This window comes from Citrobacter sp. Cc139, assembly GCF_030334645.1.
Lineage (GTDB): Bacteria > Pseudomonadota > Gammaproteobacteria > Enterobacterales > Enterobacteriaceae > Citrobacter > Citrobacter werkmanii.
Map to the genome: position 1 here is coordinate 54,945 of NZ_JAOWDM010000062.1, position 18,689 is coordinate 73,633.

Here is an 18,689-nt window from a genome sequence, read left to right on the forward strand (position 1 = left end):
CCTGCGCATTCTCGCCTCTTCCCGCTTCAATTTCGACCAGTCATCCTCTATTCTGAGCAGAGTTACCACTGGGTCCTGGAAGACATATATGAAACGGACAAAATCAATACATCACGCTTCGTTCCGCAAAAGCTGGAGCGCGCGCCATCTGACTCCTGTCGCCCTGGCAGTTACCGCTGTGTTTATGCTCGCGGGCTGTGAAAAGAGCGACGAAACGGTTTCGCTTTATCAAAACGCGGACGACTGCTCAGCAGCGAATCCGGGTAAAAGCGCCGAATGTACCACCGCGTTCAACAATGCGCTGAAAGAAGCGGAACGTACTGCGCCCAAATATGCCACTCGCGAAGACTGTATCGCCGAATTCGGCGAAGGCCAGTGCCAACAAGCACCTGCGCAAGCGGGTATGGCGCCGACCGGCGAAGGCCAGGCTCAGGCGCAGAATCAAAGCAGCGGCAGCTTCTGGATGCCGCTGATGGCAGGCTACATGATGGGCCGACTGATGGGCGGCGGAATGGGCGCTCAGCAGCCGCTGTTCAGCTCGAAAAACCCGGCCAGCCCGGCATACGGCAAATACACTGACGCCAGCGGTAAAAACTACGGTGCAGCGACGCCGGGCCGCACCATGACCGTGCCGAAAACCGCCATGGCGCCGAAACCGGCCACCACCACTACCGTCACCCGCGGCGGATTTGGCGAATCTGTGGCTAAACAGAGCACCATGCAACGTAGCGCCAGCGGTACCACTACACGTTCAATGGGCGGCTGATGGTCATGGAAAGAGTCAGTATTGTTGAGCGCCCGGACTGGCGCGATAAGGCCACCGAATACGGTTTCAACTTTCACACCATGTACGGCGAGCCGTACTGGTGTGAAGACGCGTACTATAAGCTCACGCTTGCCCAGGTTGAAAAGCTGGAAGAGGTCACCGCAGAGCTGCATCAAATGTGCCTCAAAGTGGTGGAAAAGGTCATCGCCAGCGATGAGCTGATGACAAAATTCCGCATTCCGAAGCATACCTGGGGCTTTGTCCGCCAGTCCTGGCAGACACAGCAACCGTCGCTTTATTCTCGTCTGGATCTGGCGTGGGACGGCACAGGTGAACCCAAGCTGCTGGAAAACAACGCTGATACGCCAACGTCATTGTACGAAGCCGCGTTTTTCCAGTGGATCTGGCTGGAAGATCAGCTCAATGCCGGCAACCTGCCGGAAGGCAGCGATCAGTTCAACAGTCTGCAGGAAAAGCTGATCGAGCGTTTCACCGAACTGCGTGAACAGTATGGTTTTCAACTGCTGCATCTGACCTGCTGTCGTGATACGGTCGAAGATCGCGGTACGATCCAGTACCTGCAGGATTGCGCTGCCGAGGCGGAGATCGCCACTGAATTCCTCTATGTCGAAGATATTGGCCTGGGTGAAAAAGGTCAGTTCACGGATATGCAGGATCAGGTTATTGCAAACCTGTTCAAGCTCTATCCGTGGGAATTCATGCTGCGTGAAATGTTCTCCACTAAGCTTGAAGACGCGGGCGTTCGCTGGCTGGAACCTGCCTGGAAGAGCATCATCTCCAACAAGGCGCTATTACCGCTGTTGTGGGAAATGTTCCCGAATCATCCGAACCTGTTGCCTGCTTATTTCGCCGAAGACGACTATCCGCAGATGGATAAATTCGTCGTTAAGCCAATCTTCTCGCGTGAAGGCGCTAACGTCTCCATCATCGAGAACGGGAAAACGATCGAAGCCGTGGAAGGGCCGTATGGCGAAGAAGGCATGATCGTCCAGCAGTTCCATCAGCTACCGAAATTTGGCGACAGCTATATGCTGATTGGCAGCTGGCTGATCAACGATCAACCCGCAGGCATCGGCATTCGTGAAGACAGAGCGTTGATCACTCAGGATCTCTCGCGCTTCTATCCGCATATTTTTGTCGAATAATCGTTGTGCCGGATGGCGACTCCGCTTTGCCCGGCCTACGGCATGAACCGTAGGCCCGATAAGCGCAGCGCCATCGGGCATTAATTACCCTACCTGCACCGACAGCATACTCAAACTGCCCATCTCAATACCGTCAACCGGGATCGTCACCGGTTCCTTACCGTCCCATGCGCCCAAAACGTACAGCAGCGGCAGATAGTGATCCGGCGTCGGGTTCGATAACGATCCACCTTCATGATCGAGGTAGTTGACCAGCGGGTGCTGTTCAACCGGTCCCTGCCATGTCAGGTTGGCCTTCACATAATCGTTGAATGAGGTCGCCCACGGGTATGGCGTGTTCTCACCGTGCCAACGCGCAGTACGCAGGTTGTGTACCACATTACCGCTGGCCACCAGCATAATGCCTTCATCACGCAACGCCGCCAGTTTGCGCCCCATCTCAAAATGCCAGGCCGCGGGTTTGGTACTGTCGACACTCAGCTGCACCATCGGAATGTCCGCATTCGGATACATCTTGATCAGCACGCCCCATGAGCCGTGGTCAAAGCCCCACGCTTCCTGGTCTAAGGTCACTGGCACCGGAGCAAGCACGTCAACCAGTTGCTGAGCCAGTTCCGGTGAACCCGGGGCCGGGTAATGCGTGTCATACAGCGCCTGTGGAAAACCGCCAAAATCGTGGATTGTTTTTGGCGCTTCCATCGCCGTCACACCTGTTCCACGAGTGAACCAATGCGCCGACACCACCACAATGGCTTTCGGACGCGGCAACGTTTCCCCCAGTTGCTGCCAGGCACGGGTATAAACGTTATCTTCCAGAACATTCATCGGGCTACCGTGGCCCAAAAACAATGCTGGCATACGAGCTGAAGACATGATGATATCCTTACTGAGGGAGTCATTTTGATACCATCACAATACGCTTTTTCGGTTGATGAAGAACTCAGATAACCATGATGAAGATCATCAGTTATTTTGACGATCTGGCCCGAACAGCAGATTGATAAGGAGTTAGATTTGTCGATGTCAGTACCTTTACTTCTGACTTTACTGGCAGGCGCCGCCACGTTTATTGGCGCATTTCTCGGCGTGCTGGGGCAAAAACCCTCTAACCGCGTTCTTGCCTTTTCTTTAGGTTTCGCTGCCGGAATTATGTTACTGATATCCCTTATGGAGATGCTGCCCGCTGCGCTGGCCGCTGACGGCATGTCGCCGGTGTTGGGCTACGGGATGTTTATTGTGGGCTTGCTGGGCTACTTTGGCCTCGATCGTATACTGCCGCATGCTCACCCCCAGGATCTGGTGCAAAAAACCACGCAGCCTTTACCCGGTTCCATCCGGCGTACCGCGATTTTATTGACACTCGGCATTAGCCTGCACAACTTCCCGGAAGGAATTGCGACATTTGTTACCGCCAGCAGCAACCTCGAACTGGGCTTTGGTATTGCCCTTGCCGTCGCATTACACAATATTCCTGAAGGATTAGCCGTGGCGGGTCCGGTTTATGCGGCTACGGGATCTAAACGCACCGCGATATTCTGGGCCGGGATTTCGGGCATGGCAGAAATATTGGGCGGCGTACTGGCGTGGTTAATTCTCGGTAGTCTGATTTCGCCGGTAGTGATGGCGGCGATAATGGCGGCCGTCGCAGGTATTATGGTCGCGCTGTCCGTCGATGAATTGATGCCATTGGCAAAAGAGATCGATCCCAATAATAATCCCAGCTATGGGGTATTGTGCGGAATGTCGGTGATGGGGTTAAGTCTCGTCATTCTCCAGTCCATGGGAATCGGATAATCCAGAGGGCGGATGCCACCCTGCAAGTTTAACAGCATCCGCTCATCCATAGCAGAACGCGAAGGACTATTCCTGTCCCTTAACCGTGCCGTTATCTTCGCCAGATCGACGAAAGAGTTTGTTACGCGCCTCAAGCAGCGCATCTCTGTCCTGGCGGAACGCACGACAATAACGCTTCATATGACAATAATAACCCACCGCAACGAGTGCAATTAATACAATCCAATACCAGGCAATAAACATTCTTTTACCCTTAATATTTAACATCATTAAACATTTAACGTTAAAAATTTACACTACCTTATTCTGACCTACCCCTATAGTGGCATAACACAGAAACAAATATATGATTTCGATCATATAACCCAACTGTGCAGAGAATGACAAAACGTGTATTAAAAATAAAACAATGTAGAAACAAGCCTGTTTCTAAATAATATTTATTATTCTATAAATATCCTCAGCTCACTTAAGACAAAGTGATAAAATCGCTAACCCCTGATAATTCATCTCTTTCCCGGCCAATAAACAGGATTATTTAAACTCCACTTTCGGCAATACCATTTAATTGCGGAACATTTTAAATATAAGCAGGCCTCGATAACAAAAAACCGAAGCCAGAAAACTGACTTCGGTTTTTTTATCCCTGGCACGACAAGCGTGGTTATGAGCAATTAGCTGGCTTTACGCTCATGCGCCTGACGGTAAGCCACCAGGTCTTCGATAGTGACCACAGCCATATTGTGCTTGCCGGCAAATTCGATGCACTCCGGCGCGCGCGCCATGGTGCCATCGTCATTGGTCAGTTCGCACAGCACACCGGCGGGTTTAAAGCCTGCCAGCGTCATCAGATCGATGGTGGCTTCAGTGTGACCGCCGCGAGTCAACACACCGCCTGCCTGAGCGCGCAGCGGGAAAACGTGTCCCGGGCGGTTCAGATCGGAAGGTTTTGCGCCATCCTTAATTGCCGCACGTACCGTAGTGACACGGTCTGCCGCGGAAACGCCGGTGGTCACGCCTTCTGCGGCTTCAATGGTCACGGTAAAACCGGTACCGTAAGCACTGGTGTTATTTTCCACCATCATTGGCAGATCGAGCTGTTTGCGTCGGTCTTCAGTGATGCACAGGCAAACAATACCGCTGCCGTGACGGATGGTCAGCGCCATCTGTTCAACGGTCATGGTCTCTGCCGGGAAAACCATATCGCCTTCGTTTTCACGATCTTCGTCGTCAAGCACCATTACACCGCGTCCTTCACGCAGCGCAGACAGCGCATGTTCAACACGTTCGAAAGGCGTACCAAAAGAGGAAAGTAGCGTCTGATTCATGGTAAAAAAACCTCACTAAAATTATGGTTACCAGAATCAGGGCAGTCTTAGGAGTACCGTCTAAGCGGCAAAAAAATAACGTGAGCGGGTCCATGCCCGACTGGATCGTTACTCTCTCCCATCCGGACTCTAACCGTCGGCCCCGGAATTACACCGGATCTGCTGACCTTTGAGTTTGCACCCAAAGCGCTCGCGGGCTTTCAGCATTAAGCTGATTTACCGCCGGTGGGGAATTTCGCCCCGCCCTGAGAATAAGCGGGTTAACTATAACGCTATTGATTACCTTCATCAACGCCTTTACTCGACTTAGCTTCACACAATTCTGGTTTATGCCTGCGCCCATTCGCACTACAATAAGCAGCAACACGTACCAGTTCAGGGAAACCACAATGATTGACCCGAAAAAAATTGAGCAGATTGCTCGTCAGGTTCACGAGTCGATGCCGAAAGGGATCCGGGAGTTTGGGGAAGACGTCGAGAAGAAAATTCGTCAAACGCTGCAGTCACAACTGACCCGTCTGGACCTGGTAAGCCGTGAAGAGTTTGATGTGCAGACTCAGGTTTTGCTGCGTACCCGTGAAAAGTTGGCGCTGCTTGAACAACGCCTGACTGAGCTGGAAGCGCGTGAAAAAACGGCAGAAGTTAAGCCTGCCCCTGCGATCCCCTCAGTCGATCCGCAAGAGTAAAAACGACAACGGGCCGCAAGGCCCGTTTTTCTGTTAGTGTTCCAGTTCGAGTTTCTTCGCCTCTGTCGCCTGCTGGCAGTACAGCGCATAGCGTTTACAGAACCAGCTACGATGTTCCTCATCCATATTGCCCGTGACGGCCTGGATATCAACAGGGTGGCCCTCAGCCTGCATCCTGGCAAAACTGCGGGCCAGGAAATCGAAATTGTTCATTGAATACATGTTGCTGTGCATGAGCATACCCTCCAGTTATTGAATATCTGCTAAGGCCATATGCTTTTTCTGATTTCAGTATTTCCCTATACGCGAAATGGTTTTGTACATAATGTGCGCAAATTTATAGCCCAGGCTCACACTTTCCTATGAAACCTACGCCTCATGCTGAGAGTGAAAAGATGCTGTAGCAAAACGCGACAATCGCCGCCTTTGAGACAGAGCGTCATCGTAAAGCTGAACCGCTGAAAAACAGTCCACAGCCTGTTGAAAAAACCACTGAAGAATAAGAAACAGAAATGCCGGATGGCAACGCTCACGCGTTTTATCCGGCCCACAACCTCGTAGGTCGAATAAGGTGTTTCCACCGCCATCCGGCAAACTTCCCGGCGATTATTTATCGCTGTCTTTTTGGATCTTTTTGATGATATTAGTCGTTGAGCAGCCGTCTTCGAAGTTCAGCACCAGCACTTCACCGCCGTTCGCCCACACCTCTTTGCTGCCCGCAATATCTTCCGGCTTATAATCGCCGCCTTTTACCAGCAGATCCGGCAAGATGCCCGCAATCAGACGCTGCGGTGTATCTTCTTCAAAAGAGACCACCCAGTCGACGGCCTCCAGCGCGCCCAGTACGATCATCCGCTGTTCCAGCGGGTTGACCGGACGCGTTTCGCCTTTCAGACGTTTGGTCGAAGCATCGCTGTTTACCGCTACGATCAAGCGATCGCCCAGCTTGCGCGCGTTTGCCAGATAGGAGACGTGCCCCGCATGCAAAATGTCGAACACCCCGTTGGTCATTACCACTTTCTCACCGCGCTTGCGGGCGCTGGCAACGGCCTGTTTCAGCTCAGATTCGCTCATCACGCCAAAGCCAGTATCTGCACGACCGCGCACGGCGTTTTCCAGTTCAATGGGAGAAACGGTTGAAGTCCCCAGTTTACCTACGACAACACCGGCTGCGGCGTTAGCAAAGTAGCACGCTTCTTCCAGAGAGTTACCCGCCGCCAGCGTCGCCGCCAGCACGCCAATAACCGTATCGCCCGCGCCGGTCACGTCATACACTTCCTGCGCCTGAGTCGGCATATGCAGCGGTGCTTTGCCCGGTTGCAGCAGCGTCATCCCCTGCTCGGAACGCGTGATCAGCAAAGAGGAAAGGTCGAAATCAGCAATCAATTTCATGCCGCGTTCCACCAGCTCATCTTCGCTTTTGCACTTACCAACAACCGCTTCAAACTCAGACAGATTCGGCGTCAGCAGCGTAGCGCCACGGTAGCGTTCAAAATCGGTTCCTTTCGGATCGATAAGCACCGGAACTCCGGCCTTACGCGCCAGCGCAATCATCTGCTGCACGCTTGCCAGCGCGCCTTTGGCGTAATCAGAGAGCACCAGCGCGCCGATAGAACCCAGCGCCTGATTAATACGCTCGTGCAACGGCTGCGGATCCACACCTTCAAAACCTTCTTCGAAATCCAGGCGAATCAGTTGCTGGTTACGGGAAAGTACGCGCAGTTTGGTAATCGTCGGATGGGTTGGTACGGAGACGAAATCACATTTTACGTTCACATCCGCCAGCGTTTTGCTCAGCGCACGCGCCGCGTCGTCAATACCAGTCAGGCCCACCAGACGCGAATTCGCTCCCAGGGAGGCAATGTTCATCGCCACGTTTGCTGCGCCACCGGGACGTTCTTCGATGGTATCCACTTTCACCACCGGAACCGGCGCTTCAGGCGAAATACGGCTGGTAGGACCGTACCAGTAGCGATCCAGCATCACATCACCGACAACCATGACTCCTGCACGTTCAAACTCTGGCAGCGTTACTTTCATTCCTGTCTCCTGAGAGATTCTCTGAGGGTCTTAAAATTTGCGCGCGATAATAGCACACTTCACTCGGCAACCAGCCACTTCTGCCAGCTGTCGCGCACCAGCGTACGTTCAGCCTCAAAGCACTCTGGCGCCACATGGCCCGGAAGCTCCTGCAAGGCAAGATGGTGAAGTTCATCACGCAGCGTCGTATAAGCATGGGTAAGCGCCAGCGCCTCCTGCTCTTCCATAATGTCATTTTGCGCCAGTAATTCCAGAATGCGCACGTTATCCGACCAACGCGTCAGCTTCGGTTTTTCATGGGCATAGCGCAGCACCAGGTATTGCGTAATGAACTCAATATCGGTAATGCCGCCTTCGTCCGCTTTGATATCAAAACGATCGCGATGCTTATTGCCCAAATGAGCACGCATTTTCTCACGCATTTCGCGCACCTCGGTTTGCAAGGTTTTTCCGTCGCGGACGAGGGTCATGATATCGCGACGCACCGCGTCAAACTGAGAGGTCAACTGGGGGTCACCGTATACTACGCGCGCGCGCACCAGCGCCTGATGTTCCCATGTCCAGGCTTCGTTACGCTGGTAATCGGCGAAAGCATCCGCTGATGTTACCAGCATCCCCGCCGCACCGGACGGACGCAGCCGCGCATCCACTTCATACAAAATACCGGAGGAGGTACGGGTACTGAAAAGGTGCATAATGCGCTGCGCAAGACGCAGATAGAACTGTCGCCCGTCAATCTCACGTTCGCCATCCGTCATTACATCCATCGGACAATCGTGCAGGAAGATCAGATCGAGATCCGAGCTGTAACCCAGCTCCCAGCCGCCCAGCTTGCCATAGCCGACCACGGCAAAACCGCGTCCCTCGCGATCGCCAAGATGGGTGGGTTGCCCGTAGCGAGCGACCATCTGCGTCCACGCCTGCTGGACTACCGCATCAATCATAGCTTCCGCCAGCCAGGTTAAGTGGTCGCTCACCTTCATCACCGGCAGCGTTCCGGCGATATCAGCCGCGGCAATACGCAACAGCTGCGTTTGCTTAAACTGGCGCAGCGCTTCCAGTTGTTGCTCTTCGTCATCTTCCGGCACGCGCAGTAAATACTGGCGCAGCTCATCACGGTAGGCATCTGTCGCCGTGGGTTGATACAGCGTGTTCGGATCCAATAGCTCGTCGAGCAACAGCGGATAGCGCGCCAGCTGGCTGGCGACCATCGGCGAGGCGGCACAGAGTGAAATCAGGTGTTTGAGCGCGCCGGGAAATTCGCTCAGCAGCTCCAGATAGGTTGTACGGGTGACAATGCCCACCAGCAGCGGCGTAATGCGCGATAGCGGAACTGAGGCGTCGTCACGCGAACAGACATCGCTCAGGAGATGCGGCATTAGATGATCCAGCACCTGGCGTCCGCGTGGGCCAATGGTGCGTTTATCCAGCTCTTTGCGGAAATCCGCGATCAGCGACAGGACGCGTCGCCGATCGTCATCCGCCAGATGCGTCAGCACCGGCGTGGTGTCATCTTCCTGTAAGGCGTCCTGCCACAGTTCGCGCCACTGTTCTGACAGCGACTCCTCCTGTGTTTCGGCTTCGTCATCGCCAATTAGTTCGTTAAATACCCGTCGCACACTGTGCATATGGCTCGCCAGCACATCGGTCAACTGCTGCCAGTCATCAACGTTCATTCCCCACGCCAGCCGCGCACGATTCAGTTCATCACCCGGCAGCGTCTGGGTCTGTTCATCATTGATGCTTTGCAGCAGGTTTTCCAGACGGCGTAAATAGAGATAGGCGGCGCGCAGTTGCTCCGCATCGGTGTCTGGCAACAGGTTTAACGCATTGATGGCGCTCAGCGTCGGTAACAGTGAGCGGGATTGCAGCGACGGCTCGCGTCCGCCGCGAATAAGCTGGAATACCTGCACGATAAATTCGATTTCACGAATACCGCCCGCCCCCAGCTTAATGTTGTCCTTCAGTCCGCGACGGCGCACTTCACGGGCAATCATCCCTTTCATGTTACGCAGAGACTGGATCACGCTGAAATCGATATAACGACGGAAGACAAACGGTCGCAGCATGGCGCGGAGTTCATTGACGTAAGTGCCATCGGCATCGCCCATTATGCGGGCTTTGACCATTGCATAACGTTCCCAGTCGCGGCCTTGTTCCTGGTAATAATCCTCCAGCGCGGAGAAGCTCAGCACCAGTGGACCACTGTCGCCAAATGGGCGCAGGCGCATGTCCACCCGATAAACAAAGCCATCCATTGTGGGCTGATCCAGGACCTTGATGAGCCGCTGGCCCATACGGGTAAAGAACTGCGCGTTATCCAGCTCGCGTCGCCCGCCCTGCGTACTGCCGTGCTCCGGCCAGGCAAAAATCAGGTCGATATCGGAGGAAAAATTCAGCTCGCCGCCGCCCAGTTTCCCCATGCCTAAAATCAGCAGCGGTTGCGCAACACCTTCTGGATTACAAGGCGTTCCCCATTCGCGACAGCAGGCGGCGTATAACCAGTCACGCGCGGCAACGATCAGCGTTTCAGCCAGATGGCTTAGCTGCTGCAAGATACTCTCTTCCGTCACCAGCGACAGCGTCTGCGCCCACGCGATACGCACCATAATGCGACGGCGAAACAGGCGTAGCTCACGCATCAGCGTGTTTTCATCGCTGACGTCGGTCAACGCCTGCTGTAACCAGGCGGCATAGTGTCGCCATTCGTCGGCCTGAGGCGCTGCGCTTTCCAGCTCGACCAGCCATTCAGGATGGGCAATAAGGCTGTCGCGAACAAAATCACTGAATGTAAGCACTGACTTCGCCTGCACGCTAAGCGAGGACTCAGATATTGCTGTTGGCAGCCGCTCAACAACGGTCGGCCAGTACTGCTGTAACGGTGAAGAGAGCTGCTTCATTTATGGGACATCCTTTGAGTATTGAGGCCCAAGATATGGCCTTGTAGGCCTGATAAGCGCAGCGCCATCAGGCATCCCGATCTCAACCCTGATTATCGTTTTCCGCTGTGCAGCCAGAACGGTTCCAGCGCGATTGCCTCATTACGGAAGTGTTCGATTTCTATATATTGGTTGGCCGCAATGGCGTGTCGCAGGCCCTGCCAGTTGGCGATCCATTCCGAGGCGACATTTTCCTCATAATATCCCGCCAGCATCAGCATGCTATCAATGTTGCGCGTCAGGCGTGGAAGCTGATCGGCATAGCGATCGCCCAGCGGCTGAGCAAAAGCGGTTTTCAGTTCGGCGGCATGGCGCGAGAGATGAATATCTGAGAAACGCTTAAAGGAGTCGGCAATTTTACCCTGCGCCTTCGCATCAAGGAACGGCTGCCATCCTTTGGTTACCAGCCATTCGGTCAGCGCCAGTTTTGCCATCGCCGTTTGTGTGCTGTAAACCGCCGAAACGGCAGAAACGTCCGACGCCATGATTGCTTCCGACTGGGTCAGCAAATCACGTAAGTGAGCGCTCGCTTTTCGTGGCACATTACCGCCAAACAGCATCAGAATGTGGCGCACCAGGTCCATTGCCGCCAGTACCTCGGATTTCGCCCCCTTGACGCCGCGTACCCACAGCTCTTCATGGTACTGCCACTGGGATAATGCCAGCTCCAGCGCCGCTTCCAGACCTTGCTCGATGCTCGCCTTCGCCGGAACCCGCAAAATGCGCGTCGGTTTGAGTTCACGCGGCGCATTCCCCTGAGCCAAATGATAGCCACGCGCCGCTTTGCTCAGGCTGCCCTGACGTAAACCGGTTTGCGAAACCAGCTGATTTGCCAGCTTCAATACCGCACGGGTATCGCCGCTTAGCAGTTCCAGTTCAAGCTCACAGATAGGTTCAGCAAACTCGCCCGCTTTCACTTCCCCAAGGTCGAGGGCTATCTCAATCCGGCTACCGTCAACATCAAGGCACCATTTTTCACGGTAAAAATCGGTGCTAAACAGCGGCTGCACCTGAGAAGCGAGTTCCGTGGGTAGCTTGCCATCAGGCCAGACTTCAGCGGGAAACAGGGCGAGATCCAGCTCAGGCGTGCTCAGCGCAACGTTATATTCTGGTCGCTGATGCAGACCGCCCGTTACCCGTCCGGCAATTTTCATGGTCATTTCATAATGACCGTTTTCACCGCGAATACGCAGGCCCATATCGTGACCACGCAACCAGGCATCCGGCGTTTCGTAGTAGATATTCAGCAACTGACTGGGCGCGTGATGCTCTCCTCCCAGCGTATTCAGACGCTCACGTAGCGCATCTACAGCATCACTATTGACGATAAATTTTAATTCGATTTCCTGGGCCATGGTCTTGTACTTATGGGTTATGTCACAGTTGAGAAAACTGACTGCGAACTAAGTTCGTTCTTAATGGTCAAGTAGATAGTATTTTGCGCCAAATTGCCATGCAACGAGCAATTTGACGGGCGTAAAAGTTTCGGGTGGTGGCAAAAAGGACACAGATGATTCCGATTGATGTCGAATGCTTTGCGTAGAGACACTGATGCCACTACTATCGTTCCACTTTCTATGACAATAACGACAGCCTGATGCCAAAATTACGCCTGATTGGATTAACTTTACTCGCACTTAGCGCCACTGCAGTCTCACATGCCGAAGAAAAGCGCTATGTCTCTGACGAACTGAACACCTGGGTCCGCAGCGGTCCGGGAGATAATTATCGCCTCGTGGGTACGGTTAACGCCGGCGAGGAAGTCACGCTATTACAGACCGATGCCAACACCAACTATGCCCAGGTGAAAGACAGCACCGGACGTACCGCCTGGATCCCACTGAAAGAGCTGAACAGTACGCCAAGCCTGCGTACCCGCGTTCCCGATCTGGAAAACCAGGTTAAGACGCTGACAGATAAGCTCAATAATATCGATACTACGTGGAATCAGCGCACCGCCGATATGCAGCAAAAAGTGTCGCAAAGCGACAGCGTGATCGACGGGCTGAAACAAGAAAATCAGAAGCTGAAAAACGAACTTATCGTGGCGCAAAAGAAGGTGAGCGCAGCCAACCTGCAGCTTGATGACAAACAGCGTACCATCATCATGCAGTGGTTTATGTACGGCGGCGGCGTGCTGGGTCTTGGTCTGCTGCTCGGCCTGGTTCTGCCGCACATGATCCCAAGCCGTAAACGCAAAGATCGCTGGATGAACTGAATCGCCTTCTCCGCCACACTGACATATGATTAAGGGATGATTTTTTTCAAAAGGAAAGTGGCGTGAAGATTTATCTGGTCGGTGGTGCTGTTCGGGATGCGTTAATAGGGCTACCGGTTAAAGATAAAGATTGGGTCGTTGTCGGCGCCACGCCACAAGAAATGCTCGATGCGGGCTACCAGCAGGTAGGCCGCGATTTTCCCGTATTTCTGCATCCGCAAACCCGGGAAGAGTATGCGCTGGCGCGAACCGAGCGTAAATCAGGCTCGGGGTATACCGGATTCACCTGTTACGCCGCGCCGGATGTAACGCTGGAGGACGATCTTCAACGTCGCGACCTGACCATCAACGCAATAGCCCGCGATGACGACGGGAAGATTATCGACCCGTATAACGGACGCAGCGATCTGCAAAACCGTCTGCTGCGCCATGTTTCTCCCGCCTTTAGCGAAGATCCGCTGCGCGTACTGCGCGTGGCGCGCTTTGCTGCCCGCTATGCGCACCTCGGTTTTCGTATCGCTGACGAAACCATGACATTGATGCGCGACATGACCGCTGCCGGTGAACTGGAACATCTGACGTCAGAGCGGGTGTGGAAAGAAACGGAAAACGCCTTAACTACCCGTAATCCCCAGGTGTTCTTTCAGGTTCTGCGCGACTGCGGTGCGCTGCGCGTTCTGTTTCCTGAAGTTGATGCCCTGTTCGGCGTTCCAGCGCCCGCGAAGTGGCACCCGGAAATCGATACCGGTATTCACACCCTGATGACGCTGTCGATGGCCGCCATGTTAAGCCCCGAGGTCGACGTGCGCTTTGCCACGTTATGCCACGATCTTGGCAAAGCATTAACGCCTAAAGCGCTGTGGCCACGCCATCACGGTCATGGCCCGGCGGGCGTCAAGTTGGTCGAGCAACTGTGTCAACGCCTGCGCGTACCAAATGACATCCGTGATTTAGCCAAACTGGTGGCGGAGTTCCACGATCTCATTCATACCTTCCCAATCCTGCAGCCAAAAACCATCGTTAAGCTGTTTGATTCCATTGATGCCTGGCGTAAACCACAGCGCGTGGAGCAAATCGCTCTGACCAGCGAGGCAGACGTGCGTGGGCGTACCGGCTTTGAAGCGGCGGATTATCCGCAAGGCAGGCTGTTGCGTGAAGCCTGGCAGGTTGCGCAGGCGGTGCCAACGAAAGACGTCGTTGAGGCAGGATTCAAAGGTCAGGCGATTCGCGAGGAATTGACCCGTCGTCGTATTGCGGCGGTGGCCACCTGGAAGCAAGAAAAGGCGATCGGTTAAAAAACTTGCCCCTGTAAAGGGGCAAGTTGAGCTCTTATCAGGCGGAATTATTCTTTGATAAATTGAATAGAAGAAACTTTATCATTAAAGCCATCACGTATTGCGGCACTGCCGGCCGTGATATCGATATAATTGCCTTTATAATTCCCGTTTGCATATAGCCGGGCTTTGTAACCCTGAGCGACCTGAATTGAAGATAGCGCATCATTGAGGCTGTAAGTTGACAGATCCTTAATGTCACCATCCATAACAAGAGAACGCCCTTCCAGTCCGTAGTCCTCGTAAGCAATTGACTTGATAATTTTTACGGATGATATCGCATTATTACCACTACTCAGCGCGGATTTACTTTCCAGAAGCGCTATTTTTGTCCCCGAATAATTACAGTTTGTAAAAGCATTCACCCCCAAACTACCCTCAGCAATTTTTACTGAAGAGATAGTGTCATTCATTTTTTTGCCTGTTGCGGATTTAACATCGGCTAAACATGAAATATCATCATTAGTCTGAATATCATCACCAAGATAATTTATATCAGTGTAGAGCGTTGCACCTTTCTCTTTTGCAACTGAGGTAGTCAGAATATCATCAACAATATTCCCTAACTCATAATCTGCCGTATCGCCACTGATATCCCAGATAATCGCACCACCAAATCCTTGCTGGTTGATGTAATCTACTTTTTCACGAATAGATTGCGGATCATCATAGGTTAAAAATTCCTGACTGCCTACGCTATATAAATAAGGAACATGTGACTGCGGATCCCAATACCGTTTGTATTCGCCACTGGCTAGTTTTTCTTTCAGAACATACCACGGGTTGGTGCCAGTATATTGCCCCTCATCATCCCATGCGCCTTTTACAGACGCCTCACCCGGCGCGAATAGCCCCGGCAGTCCCGCTTCAATTTGTGTAGCAGGAACAGACCCCCATCCTCTTCCGTAATATGGAACGCCCATCATTAATTTTTCTTTAGGAATCTGCCAAACATCCGCATATTCACTCATCGCAGAGGAGACATTCAACTTCTGATCGTCATCTTTTTGATTGGCGAAAAGCGGAGCATTGTGGCCCGTTTTTGCATCAAAAGCGCCGTGAATGTCGTATGCCATCACGTTGATACTGTCGAGGTAATCTGCGGTGACAGCCGGGTTAATATAAGCCACATTGTTATGGTTGGTTGTGACAGCGGCAGAAAGTTGATAGTACTTATCGTCTTTGCGCCCCTGCTCATCAAGCTTGGTGCGTAATGATTTGATAAGTTTAGTAAACTGCGCTTTTTCACTGTCGTTGTCCGGATACTCCCAGTCAATATCCAGACCATCAAAATTCCATGCATGGACATAATCGACCATGCTGTTCGCCAACTTCTCAACGCCTTCATCTGTGCGAGTTGCCGCTTCAAACACGCCTTCCTGTGAGTTATCCCAACCACCAACAGAAAGCATAAACGTGACATTATTTTTTTCTGTAAGCTTGTCAAGCTCACGCATTAAATTAGGCGCCTGCGTAGTATCATGCATCGTCACTACACCGTTTTTAACTACGGCAAAACCATAGTTAAGATGGCTCAGGCCCTTATAGTTCACCTTATCGGGGTAAAGTAATTATGCCCCTCGTAAACCCCCCATTCAGGAAAATAACCAATCACTTTGCGCTGTGATTTAACCCTTTTCTTCTCACTATTTTGCAGTTCTTCCACTTTCTGCCCTGTATAAGGGGTAAACTGAAATTCTGAGTAAATGTTAAAATTGACTTTATCGCCCTTTTTCCATACAGAATCCGTGGAAGGACTAACCCCTTGATCAACCCACCATTGCGCCGTCCAGTAATAGCCCAGGAAGCGAACTTTCTCTCCACCTCTATAGGTAGAGTTTGGATCATAAGGCTGAGATATAATAGCAAGCTCATCCTTGGCAGCAATAATCCCATAGGTTGAACCCGGAAAGTTATTCTGACTTTCGTCAGTATAGGCTTCCCAGGTATTTCCCAAATCTTTCGAAATCATCATCCAGGCATCAAGGCCAGAAAAACTATTGGTATCATCGTTATGCGTAACAGAAGCCGCAGATGCCAGGAAAGGAACCCCTATGGCGGCAAAAATAACTGACTGTGCAATCTTGTTTAATTTCATAACTTACTCCATTCAAACGCCATCCATTTAAGAAACAAATATATGTAAATTTAACTTTGCTGCAGTCACATTATTTAACAAAGCAAATAAAGCATACAACTTTTTATGCAGTGTTTAATTAAAAATAAGATTAAAGTGATGAATTAATTCCCTATATAAATCATCTGTACCATAGAATGCTGGCACAACAATTATATACAGTATATTAATTAAAGCGGATTATTCATTTTAAAAATGAAAACATCCTGTAAACAAACAGGATGTTTTCATCAAATTATTCAGAAAAAGACCACATAGACGGCGGCCGCCACAATAAAGCGGTAAATCGCAAACGGAATAAACGAGATGCGTTTAATCAGTTGCAGGAAGGTTTTGATCGCCACCAGCGCCACGATAAACGCTGTCACGAAACCGACTGCAAACATCGGAATATCTGACGCGCTGAGGAAAGACCAGCTCTTGTAGAGATCCAGGGCGGTCGCGCCCATCATCATCGGCACCGCCAGCAGGAAAGAAAACTCAGATGCCGCGTAACGACTCACCCCCATCAGCATACCGCCAGAAATCGTCGCCCCGGAGCGGGAAAAACCCGGCCACAATGCCAGACACTGGAAACAACCGATCATAAACGCCTGGCGATAGGTCATATCATCCAGCCCCGGCGCGCGCGGCTCTTTCGGCTTCAGGCATTCTGCGGCTATCAGCAGCAGGCCCCCTACCACCAGCGCATACATCACGTTGATCGGGTTAAACAGCGATTTGATGGTATCGTGAAAAACCAGCCCCAGGACAACGGCCGGAATCATCCCGAGCAGGATATGACCCAGCGTCAACCGACCTTTGCCAGTACCTTCGTGTGGGGCTTTGCCAAAGTGAATGCCAATCAGGCCAAACAGGCGTCGCCAGAACATCACCACGACGGCCAGAATAGAGCCCAGTTGGATCACCACTTCAAATGTTTTTGCGGTATCACCCTCAAAACCCAACAGGTGGCCAACAATAATCATATGGCCGGTACTGGAAACGGGTAAAAACTCCGTCAAACCTTCGACCACACCCAAAATTGCCGCCACCAGCAGCGAGTGCATATCACTCATCAATAAACCCCTACATAAAGAAACCACGGCAAAAAAGAGCCGACGAAAGGACCCTTTTATACCTGTTAGTTTTAGAAATTATTAAATTAATTATTTTCTTTCAGATTATTGCCACGCTCAATGATAACCCCGACGTTTGCCGCACGCGCCACCGCGCCAGGCTTACTGAGTTTGATACGCACCCATGGGGAATTAAAGCGACTCAGCAGGAGGTCTGCCACCTCTTCCGCTACGCGCTCTACCAGAGCAAAACGTCCGCCTTCCACATGATTAACAACCGTTTGAGCAATATCAGCATAGCTCAGGCAATCTGCGACATCATCGCTTTTAGCCGATTTACGGTTATCCCATGCCATTTCGATATCGAACACCAATTTTTGCTCGATCGTTTGTTCCCAGTCGTAAACACCGATAGTGGTGATTACTGAAAGTTGCTCTATAAATACAATATCCATCACGACCCGCCTGCTTTTTGACTAACCCGGATACCACTTCCGGCGAAATATGCGTATTATCCATAGAAGTAGCGTTTTACACGACATTTTCAAAACGGAACAGCTTATGAGTGCAATCGCGCCTGGAATGATTATCTTCGCGTACCTCTGCGGCTCTATTTCCAGTGCCATTCTGGTATGCCGCCTCGCTGGATTGCCGGACCCGCGTGACAGCGGCTCCGGCAATCCGGGCGCGACAAACGTGCTGCGCATCGGTGGTAAGGGAGCCGCCGTCGCCGTACTGATTTTCGATGTACTGAAAGGCATGTTACCCGTCTGGGGCGCCTATGCGCTAGGCGTCAGCCCCTTCTGGCTGGGATTGATAGCGATCGCTGCCTGTCTGGGACACATCTGGCCGGTATTCTTCGGCTTTAAGGGTGGGAAAGGCGTTGCCACCGCCTTTGGCGCAATTGCGCCAATTGGTTGGGACTTAACGGGCGTAATGGCGGGAACCTGGCTGCTGACCGTCTTGCTCAGCGGCTATTCGTCGTTGGGCGCTATCGTCAGCGCGCTGATCGCTCCCTTTTATGTCTGGTGGTTTAATCCCCAGTTCACTTTCCCGGTTTCCATGTTGTCGTGCTTAATTCTGCTACGTCACCATGACAACATTCAGCGTCTGTGGCGCCGTCAGGAGCCGAAGATCTGGACTAAACTGAAGAAAAAACGCGAAAGAGATCCTGAGTGACGGTACTGCCGGATGGTGGCGCTAAAGCGTCTTATCCGGCCTGC

The 18,689-nt window shown here is 52.2% G+C and carries 18 protein-coding genes and 1 riboswitch; of the genes, 7 read left to right on the forward strand and 11 right to left on the reverse strand.

Annotation, left to right across the window (positions count from 1 at the left end; all coding sequences use genetic code 11):
• Positions 1–88 precede the first annotated feature (88 nt).
• Together OGV69_RS03805 and OGV69_RS03810 are read left to right on the forward strand one after the other, a co-directional pair.
• On the forward strand, positions 89–766 hold the full coding sequence (locus tag OGV69_RS03805; RefSeq protein WP_006688037.1) for a DUF1190 family protein: 678 nt from the start codon (positions 89–91) through the stop codon (positions 764–766).
• A gap of 5 nt (positions 767–771) precedes the next feature.
• Positions 772–1,932 (forward strand): glutathionylspermidine synthase family protein, encoded by a 1,161-nt coding sequence (locus OGV69_RS03810; protein WP_038642878.1) that lies wholly within the window; start codon positions 772–774, stop codon positions 1,930–1,932.
• A gap of 84 nt (positions 1,933–2,016) precedes the next feature.
• Here OGV69_RS03810 and ygiD read toward each other — a convergent pair whose 3' ends face one another.
• Positions 2,017–2,805, reverse strand: coding sequence for a 4,5-DOPA-extradiol-dioxygenase (gene ygiD, locus OGV69_RS03815; protein WP_038633925.1), 789 nt, complete (start codon positions 2,803–2,805; stop codon positions 2,017–2,019).
• A 147-nt stretch (positions 2,806–2,952) separates the two neighbouring features.
• On the opposite strand from ygiD, the gene zupT reads away from it, so the two are divergent.
• Positions 2,953–3,726 (forward strand): zinc transporter ZupT, encoded by a 774-nt coding sequence (gene zupT / locus OGV69_RS03820; RefSeq protein ID WP_038633928.1) that lies wholly within the window; start codon positions 2,953–2,955, stop codon positions 3,724–3,726.
• A 66-nt stretch (positions 3,727–3,792) separates the two neighbouring features.
• Here zupT and OGV69_RS03825 read toward each other — a convergent pair whose 3' ends face one another.
• A complete protein-coding gene (locus tag OGV69_RS03825) occupies positions 3,793–3,969 on the reverse strand; it encodes a hypothetical protein (protein WP_069324349.1) in 177 nt (58 codons plus the stop codon).
• A gap of 431 nt (positions 3,970–4,400) precedes the next feature.
• On the reverse strand, positions 4,401–5,054 hold the full coding sequence (gene ribB / locus OGV69_RS03830; protein ID WP_038633931.1) for a 3,4-dihydroxy-2-butanone-4-phosphate synthase: 654 nt from the start codon (positions 5,052–5,054) through the stop codon (positions 4,401–4,403).
• Positions 5,055–5,160: 106 nt separating this feature from the next.
• Positions 5,161–5,311: riboswitch (FMN riboswitch) on the reverse strand.
• A gap of 132 nt (positions 5,312–5,443) precedes the next feature.
• Between ribB and ubiK the strand changes: the two genes are divergently transcribed.
• Positions 5,444–5,740, forward strand: coding sequence for a ubiquinone biosynthesis accessory factor UbiK (gene ubiK / locus OGV69_RS03835; protein WP_038633935.1), 297 nt, complete (start codon positions 5,444–5,446; stop codon positions 5,738–5,740).
• Positions 5,741–5,773: 33 nt separating this feature from the next.
• Here the strand turns inward: ubiK and glgS are convergent, their stop codons facing one another.
• The 4 genes from glgS to OGV69_RS03855 form a co-directional block, all read right to left on the reverse strand.
• Positions 5,774–5,980: a cell surface composition regulator GlgS gene (gene glgS, locus OGV69_RS03840; RefSeq protein ID WP_087856824.1), complete on the reverse strand. Its 207-nt coding sequence runs from the start codon at positions 5,978–5,980 to the stop codon at positions 5,774–5,776.
• Between the two features lie 366 nt (positions 5,981–6,346).
• Positions 6,347–7,780, reverse strand: coding sequence for a bifunctional D-glycero-beta-D-manno-heptose-7-phosphate kinase/D-glycero-beta-D-manno-heptose 1-phosphate adenylyltransferase HldE (gene hldE / locus OGV69_RS03845; RefSeq protein ID WP_038633941.1), 1,434 nt, complete (start codon positions 7,778–7,780; stop codon positions 6,347–6,349).
• Between the two features lie 59 nt (positions 7,781–7,839).
• On the reverse strand, positions 7,840–10,680 hold the full coding sequence (gene glnE, locus OGV69_RS03850; protein WP_069324350.1) for a bifunctional [glutamate--ammonia ligase]-adenylyl-L-tyrosine phosphorylase/[glutamate--ammonia-ligase] adenylyltransferase: 2,841 nt from the start codon (positions 10,678–10,680) through the stop codon (positions 7,840–7,842).
• Positions 10,681–10,772: 92 nt separating this feature from the next.
• Positions 10,773–12,074: a CYTH domain-containing protein gene (locus tag OGV69_RS03855; protein WP_069324351.1), complete on the reverse strand. Its 1,302-nt coding sequence runs from the start codon at positions 12,072–12,074 to the stop codon at positions 10,773–10,775.
• Positions 12,075–12,316: 242 nt separating this feature from the next.
• On the opposite strand from OGV69_RS03855, the gene OGV69_RS03860 reads away from it, so the two are divergent.
• Entirely contained in the window at positions 12,317–12,937 is a 621-nt protein-coding gene (locus OGV69_RS03860) for a TIGR04211 family SH3 domain-containing protein (protein WP_038633948.1), read from the forward strand.
• Between the two features lie 62 nt (positions 12,938–12,999).
• Positions 13,000–14,232, forward strand: coding sequence for a multifunctional CCA addition/repair protein (locus OGV69_RS03865; protein WP_069324352.1), 1,233 nt, complete (start codon positions 13,000–13,002; stop codon positions 14,230–14,232).
• 47 nt (positions 14,233–14,279) lie between these two features.
• Here OGV69_RS03865 and OGV69_RS03870 read toward each other — a convergent pair whose 3' ends face one another.
• The 4 genes from OGV69_RS03870 to folB form a co-directional block, all read right to left on the reverse strand.
• Entirely contained in the window at positions 14,280–15,758 is a 1,479-nt protein-coding gene (locus OGV69_RS03870) for a glycosyl hydrolase family 18 protein (protein ID WP_247672802.1), read from the reverse strand.
• A gap of 62 nt (positions 15,759–15,820) precedes the next feature.
• Complete coding sequence (locus OGV69_RS03875) at positions 15,821–16,369, reverse strand: hypothetical protein (protein ID WP_247672803.1); 549 nt, start codon at positions 16,367–16,369, stop codon at positions 15,821–15,823.
• 278 nt (positions 16,370–16,647) lie between these two features.
• Positions 16,648–17,466, reverse strand: coding sequence for an undecaprenyl-diphosphate phosphatase (gene bacA / locus OGV69_RS03880; RefSeq protein WP_038633957.1), 819 nt, complete (start codon positions 17,464–17,466; stop codon positions 16,648–16,650).
• Between the two features lie 86 nt (positions 17,467–17,552).
• Positions 17,553–17,921 (reverse strand): bifunctional dihydroneopterin aldolase/7,8-dihydroneopterin epimerase, encoded by a 369-nt coding sequence (gene folB, locus OGV69_RS03885; RefSeq protein WP_038633959.1) that lies wholly within the window; start codon positions 17,919–17,921, stop codon positions 17,553–17,555.
• Positions 17,922–18,027: 106 nt separating this feature from the next.
• Between folB and plsY the strand changes: the two genes are divergently transcribed.
• The gene (gene plsY, locus OGV69_RS03890) at positions 18,028–18,645 is read left to right on the forward strand and encodes a glycerol-3-phosphate 1-O-acyltransferase PlsY (protein ID WP_003828443.1); all 618 of its coding nucleotides are present in this window, start codon (positions 18,028–18,030) and stop codon (positions 18,643–18,645) included.
• Positions 18,646–18,689: the final 44 nt, after the last annotated feature.

Excerpts from the sequence above, each read along its gene's own strand:
- OGV69_RS03805 (WP_006688037.1), top strand. The coding sequence starts at position 89 with ATGAAACGGACAAAATCAATACATCACGCTTCGTTCCGCAAAAGCTGG.
- OGV69_RS03810 (WP_038642878.1), top strand. The coding sequence starts at position 772 with ATGGAAAGAGTCAGTATTGTTGAGCGCCCGGACTGGCGCGATAAGGCC.
- ygiD (WP_038633925.1), bottom strand. The coding sequence starts at position 2,805 with ATGTCTTCAGCTCGTATGCCAGCATTGTTTTTGGGCCACGGTAGCCCG.
- zupT (WP_038633928.1), top strand. The coding sequence starts at position 2,953 with ATGTCAGTACCTTTACTTCTGACTTTACTGGCAGGCGCCGCCACGTTT.
- OGV69_RS03825 (WP_069324349.1), bottom strand. The coding sequence starts at position 3,969 with ATGTTTATTGCCTGGTATTGGATTGTATTAATTGCACTCGTTGCGGTG.
- ribB (WP_038633931.1), bottom strand. The coding sequence starts at position 5,054 with ATGAATCAGACGCTACTTTCCTCTTTTGGTACGCCTTTCGAACGTGTT.
- ubiK (WP_038633935.1), top strand. The coding sequence starts at position 5,444 with ATGATTGACCCGAAAAAAATTGAGCAGATTGCTCGTCAGGTTCACGAG.
- glgS (WP_087856824.1), bottom strand. The coding sequence starts at position 5,980 with ATGCTCATGCACAGCAACATGTATTCAATGAACAATTTCGATTTCCTG.
- hldE (WP_038633941.1), bottom strand. The coding sequence starts at position 7,780 with ATGAAAGTAACGCTGCCAGAGTTTGAACGTGCAGGAGTCATGGTTGTC.
- glnE (WP_069324350.1), bottom strand. The coding sequence starts at position 10,680 with ATGAAGCAGCTCTCTTCACCGTTACAGCAGTACTGGCCGACCGTTGTT.
- OGV69_RS03855 (WP_069324351.1), bottom strand. The coding sequence starts at position 12,074 with ATGGCCCAGGAAATCGAATTAAAATTTATCGTCAATAGTGATGCTGTA.
- OGV69_RS03860 (WP_038633948.1), top strand. The coding sequence starts at position 12,317 with ATGCCAAAATTACGCCTGATTGGATTAACTTTACTCGCACTTAGCGCC.
- OGV69_RS03870 (WP_247672802.1), bottom strand. The coding sequence starts at position 15,758 with ATGCATGATACTACGCAGGCGCCTAATTTAATGCGTGAGCTTGACAAG.
- OGV69_RS03875 (WP_247672803.1), bottom strand. The coding sequence starts at position 16,369 with ATGAAATTAAACAAGATTGCACAGTCAGTTATTTTTGCCGCCATAGGG.
- bacA (WP_038633957.1), bottom strand. The coding sequence starts at position 17,466 with ATGAGTGATATGCACTCGCTGCTGGTGGCGGCAATTTTGGGTGTGGTC.
- folB (WP_038633959.1), bottom strand. The coding sequence starts at position 17,921 with ATGGATATTGTATTTATAGAGCAACTTTCAGTAATCACCACTATCGGT.
- plsY (WP_003828443.1), top strand. The coding sequence starts at position 18,028 with ATGAGTGCAATCGCGCCTGGAATGATTATCTTCGCGTACCTCTGCGGC.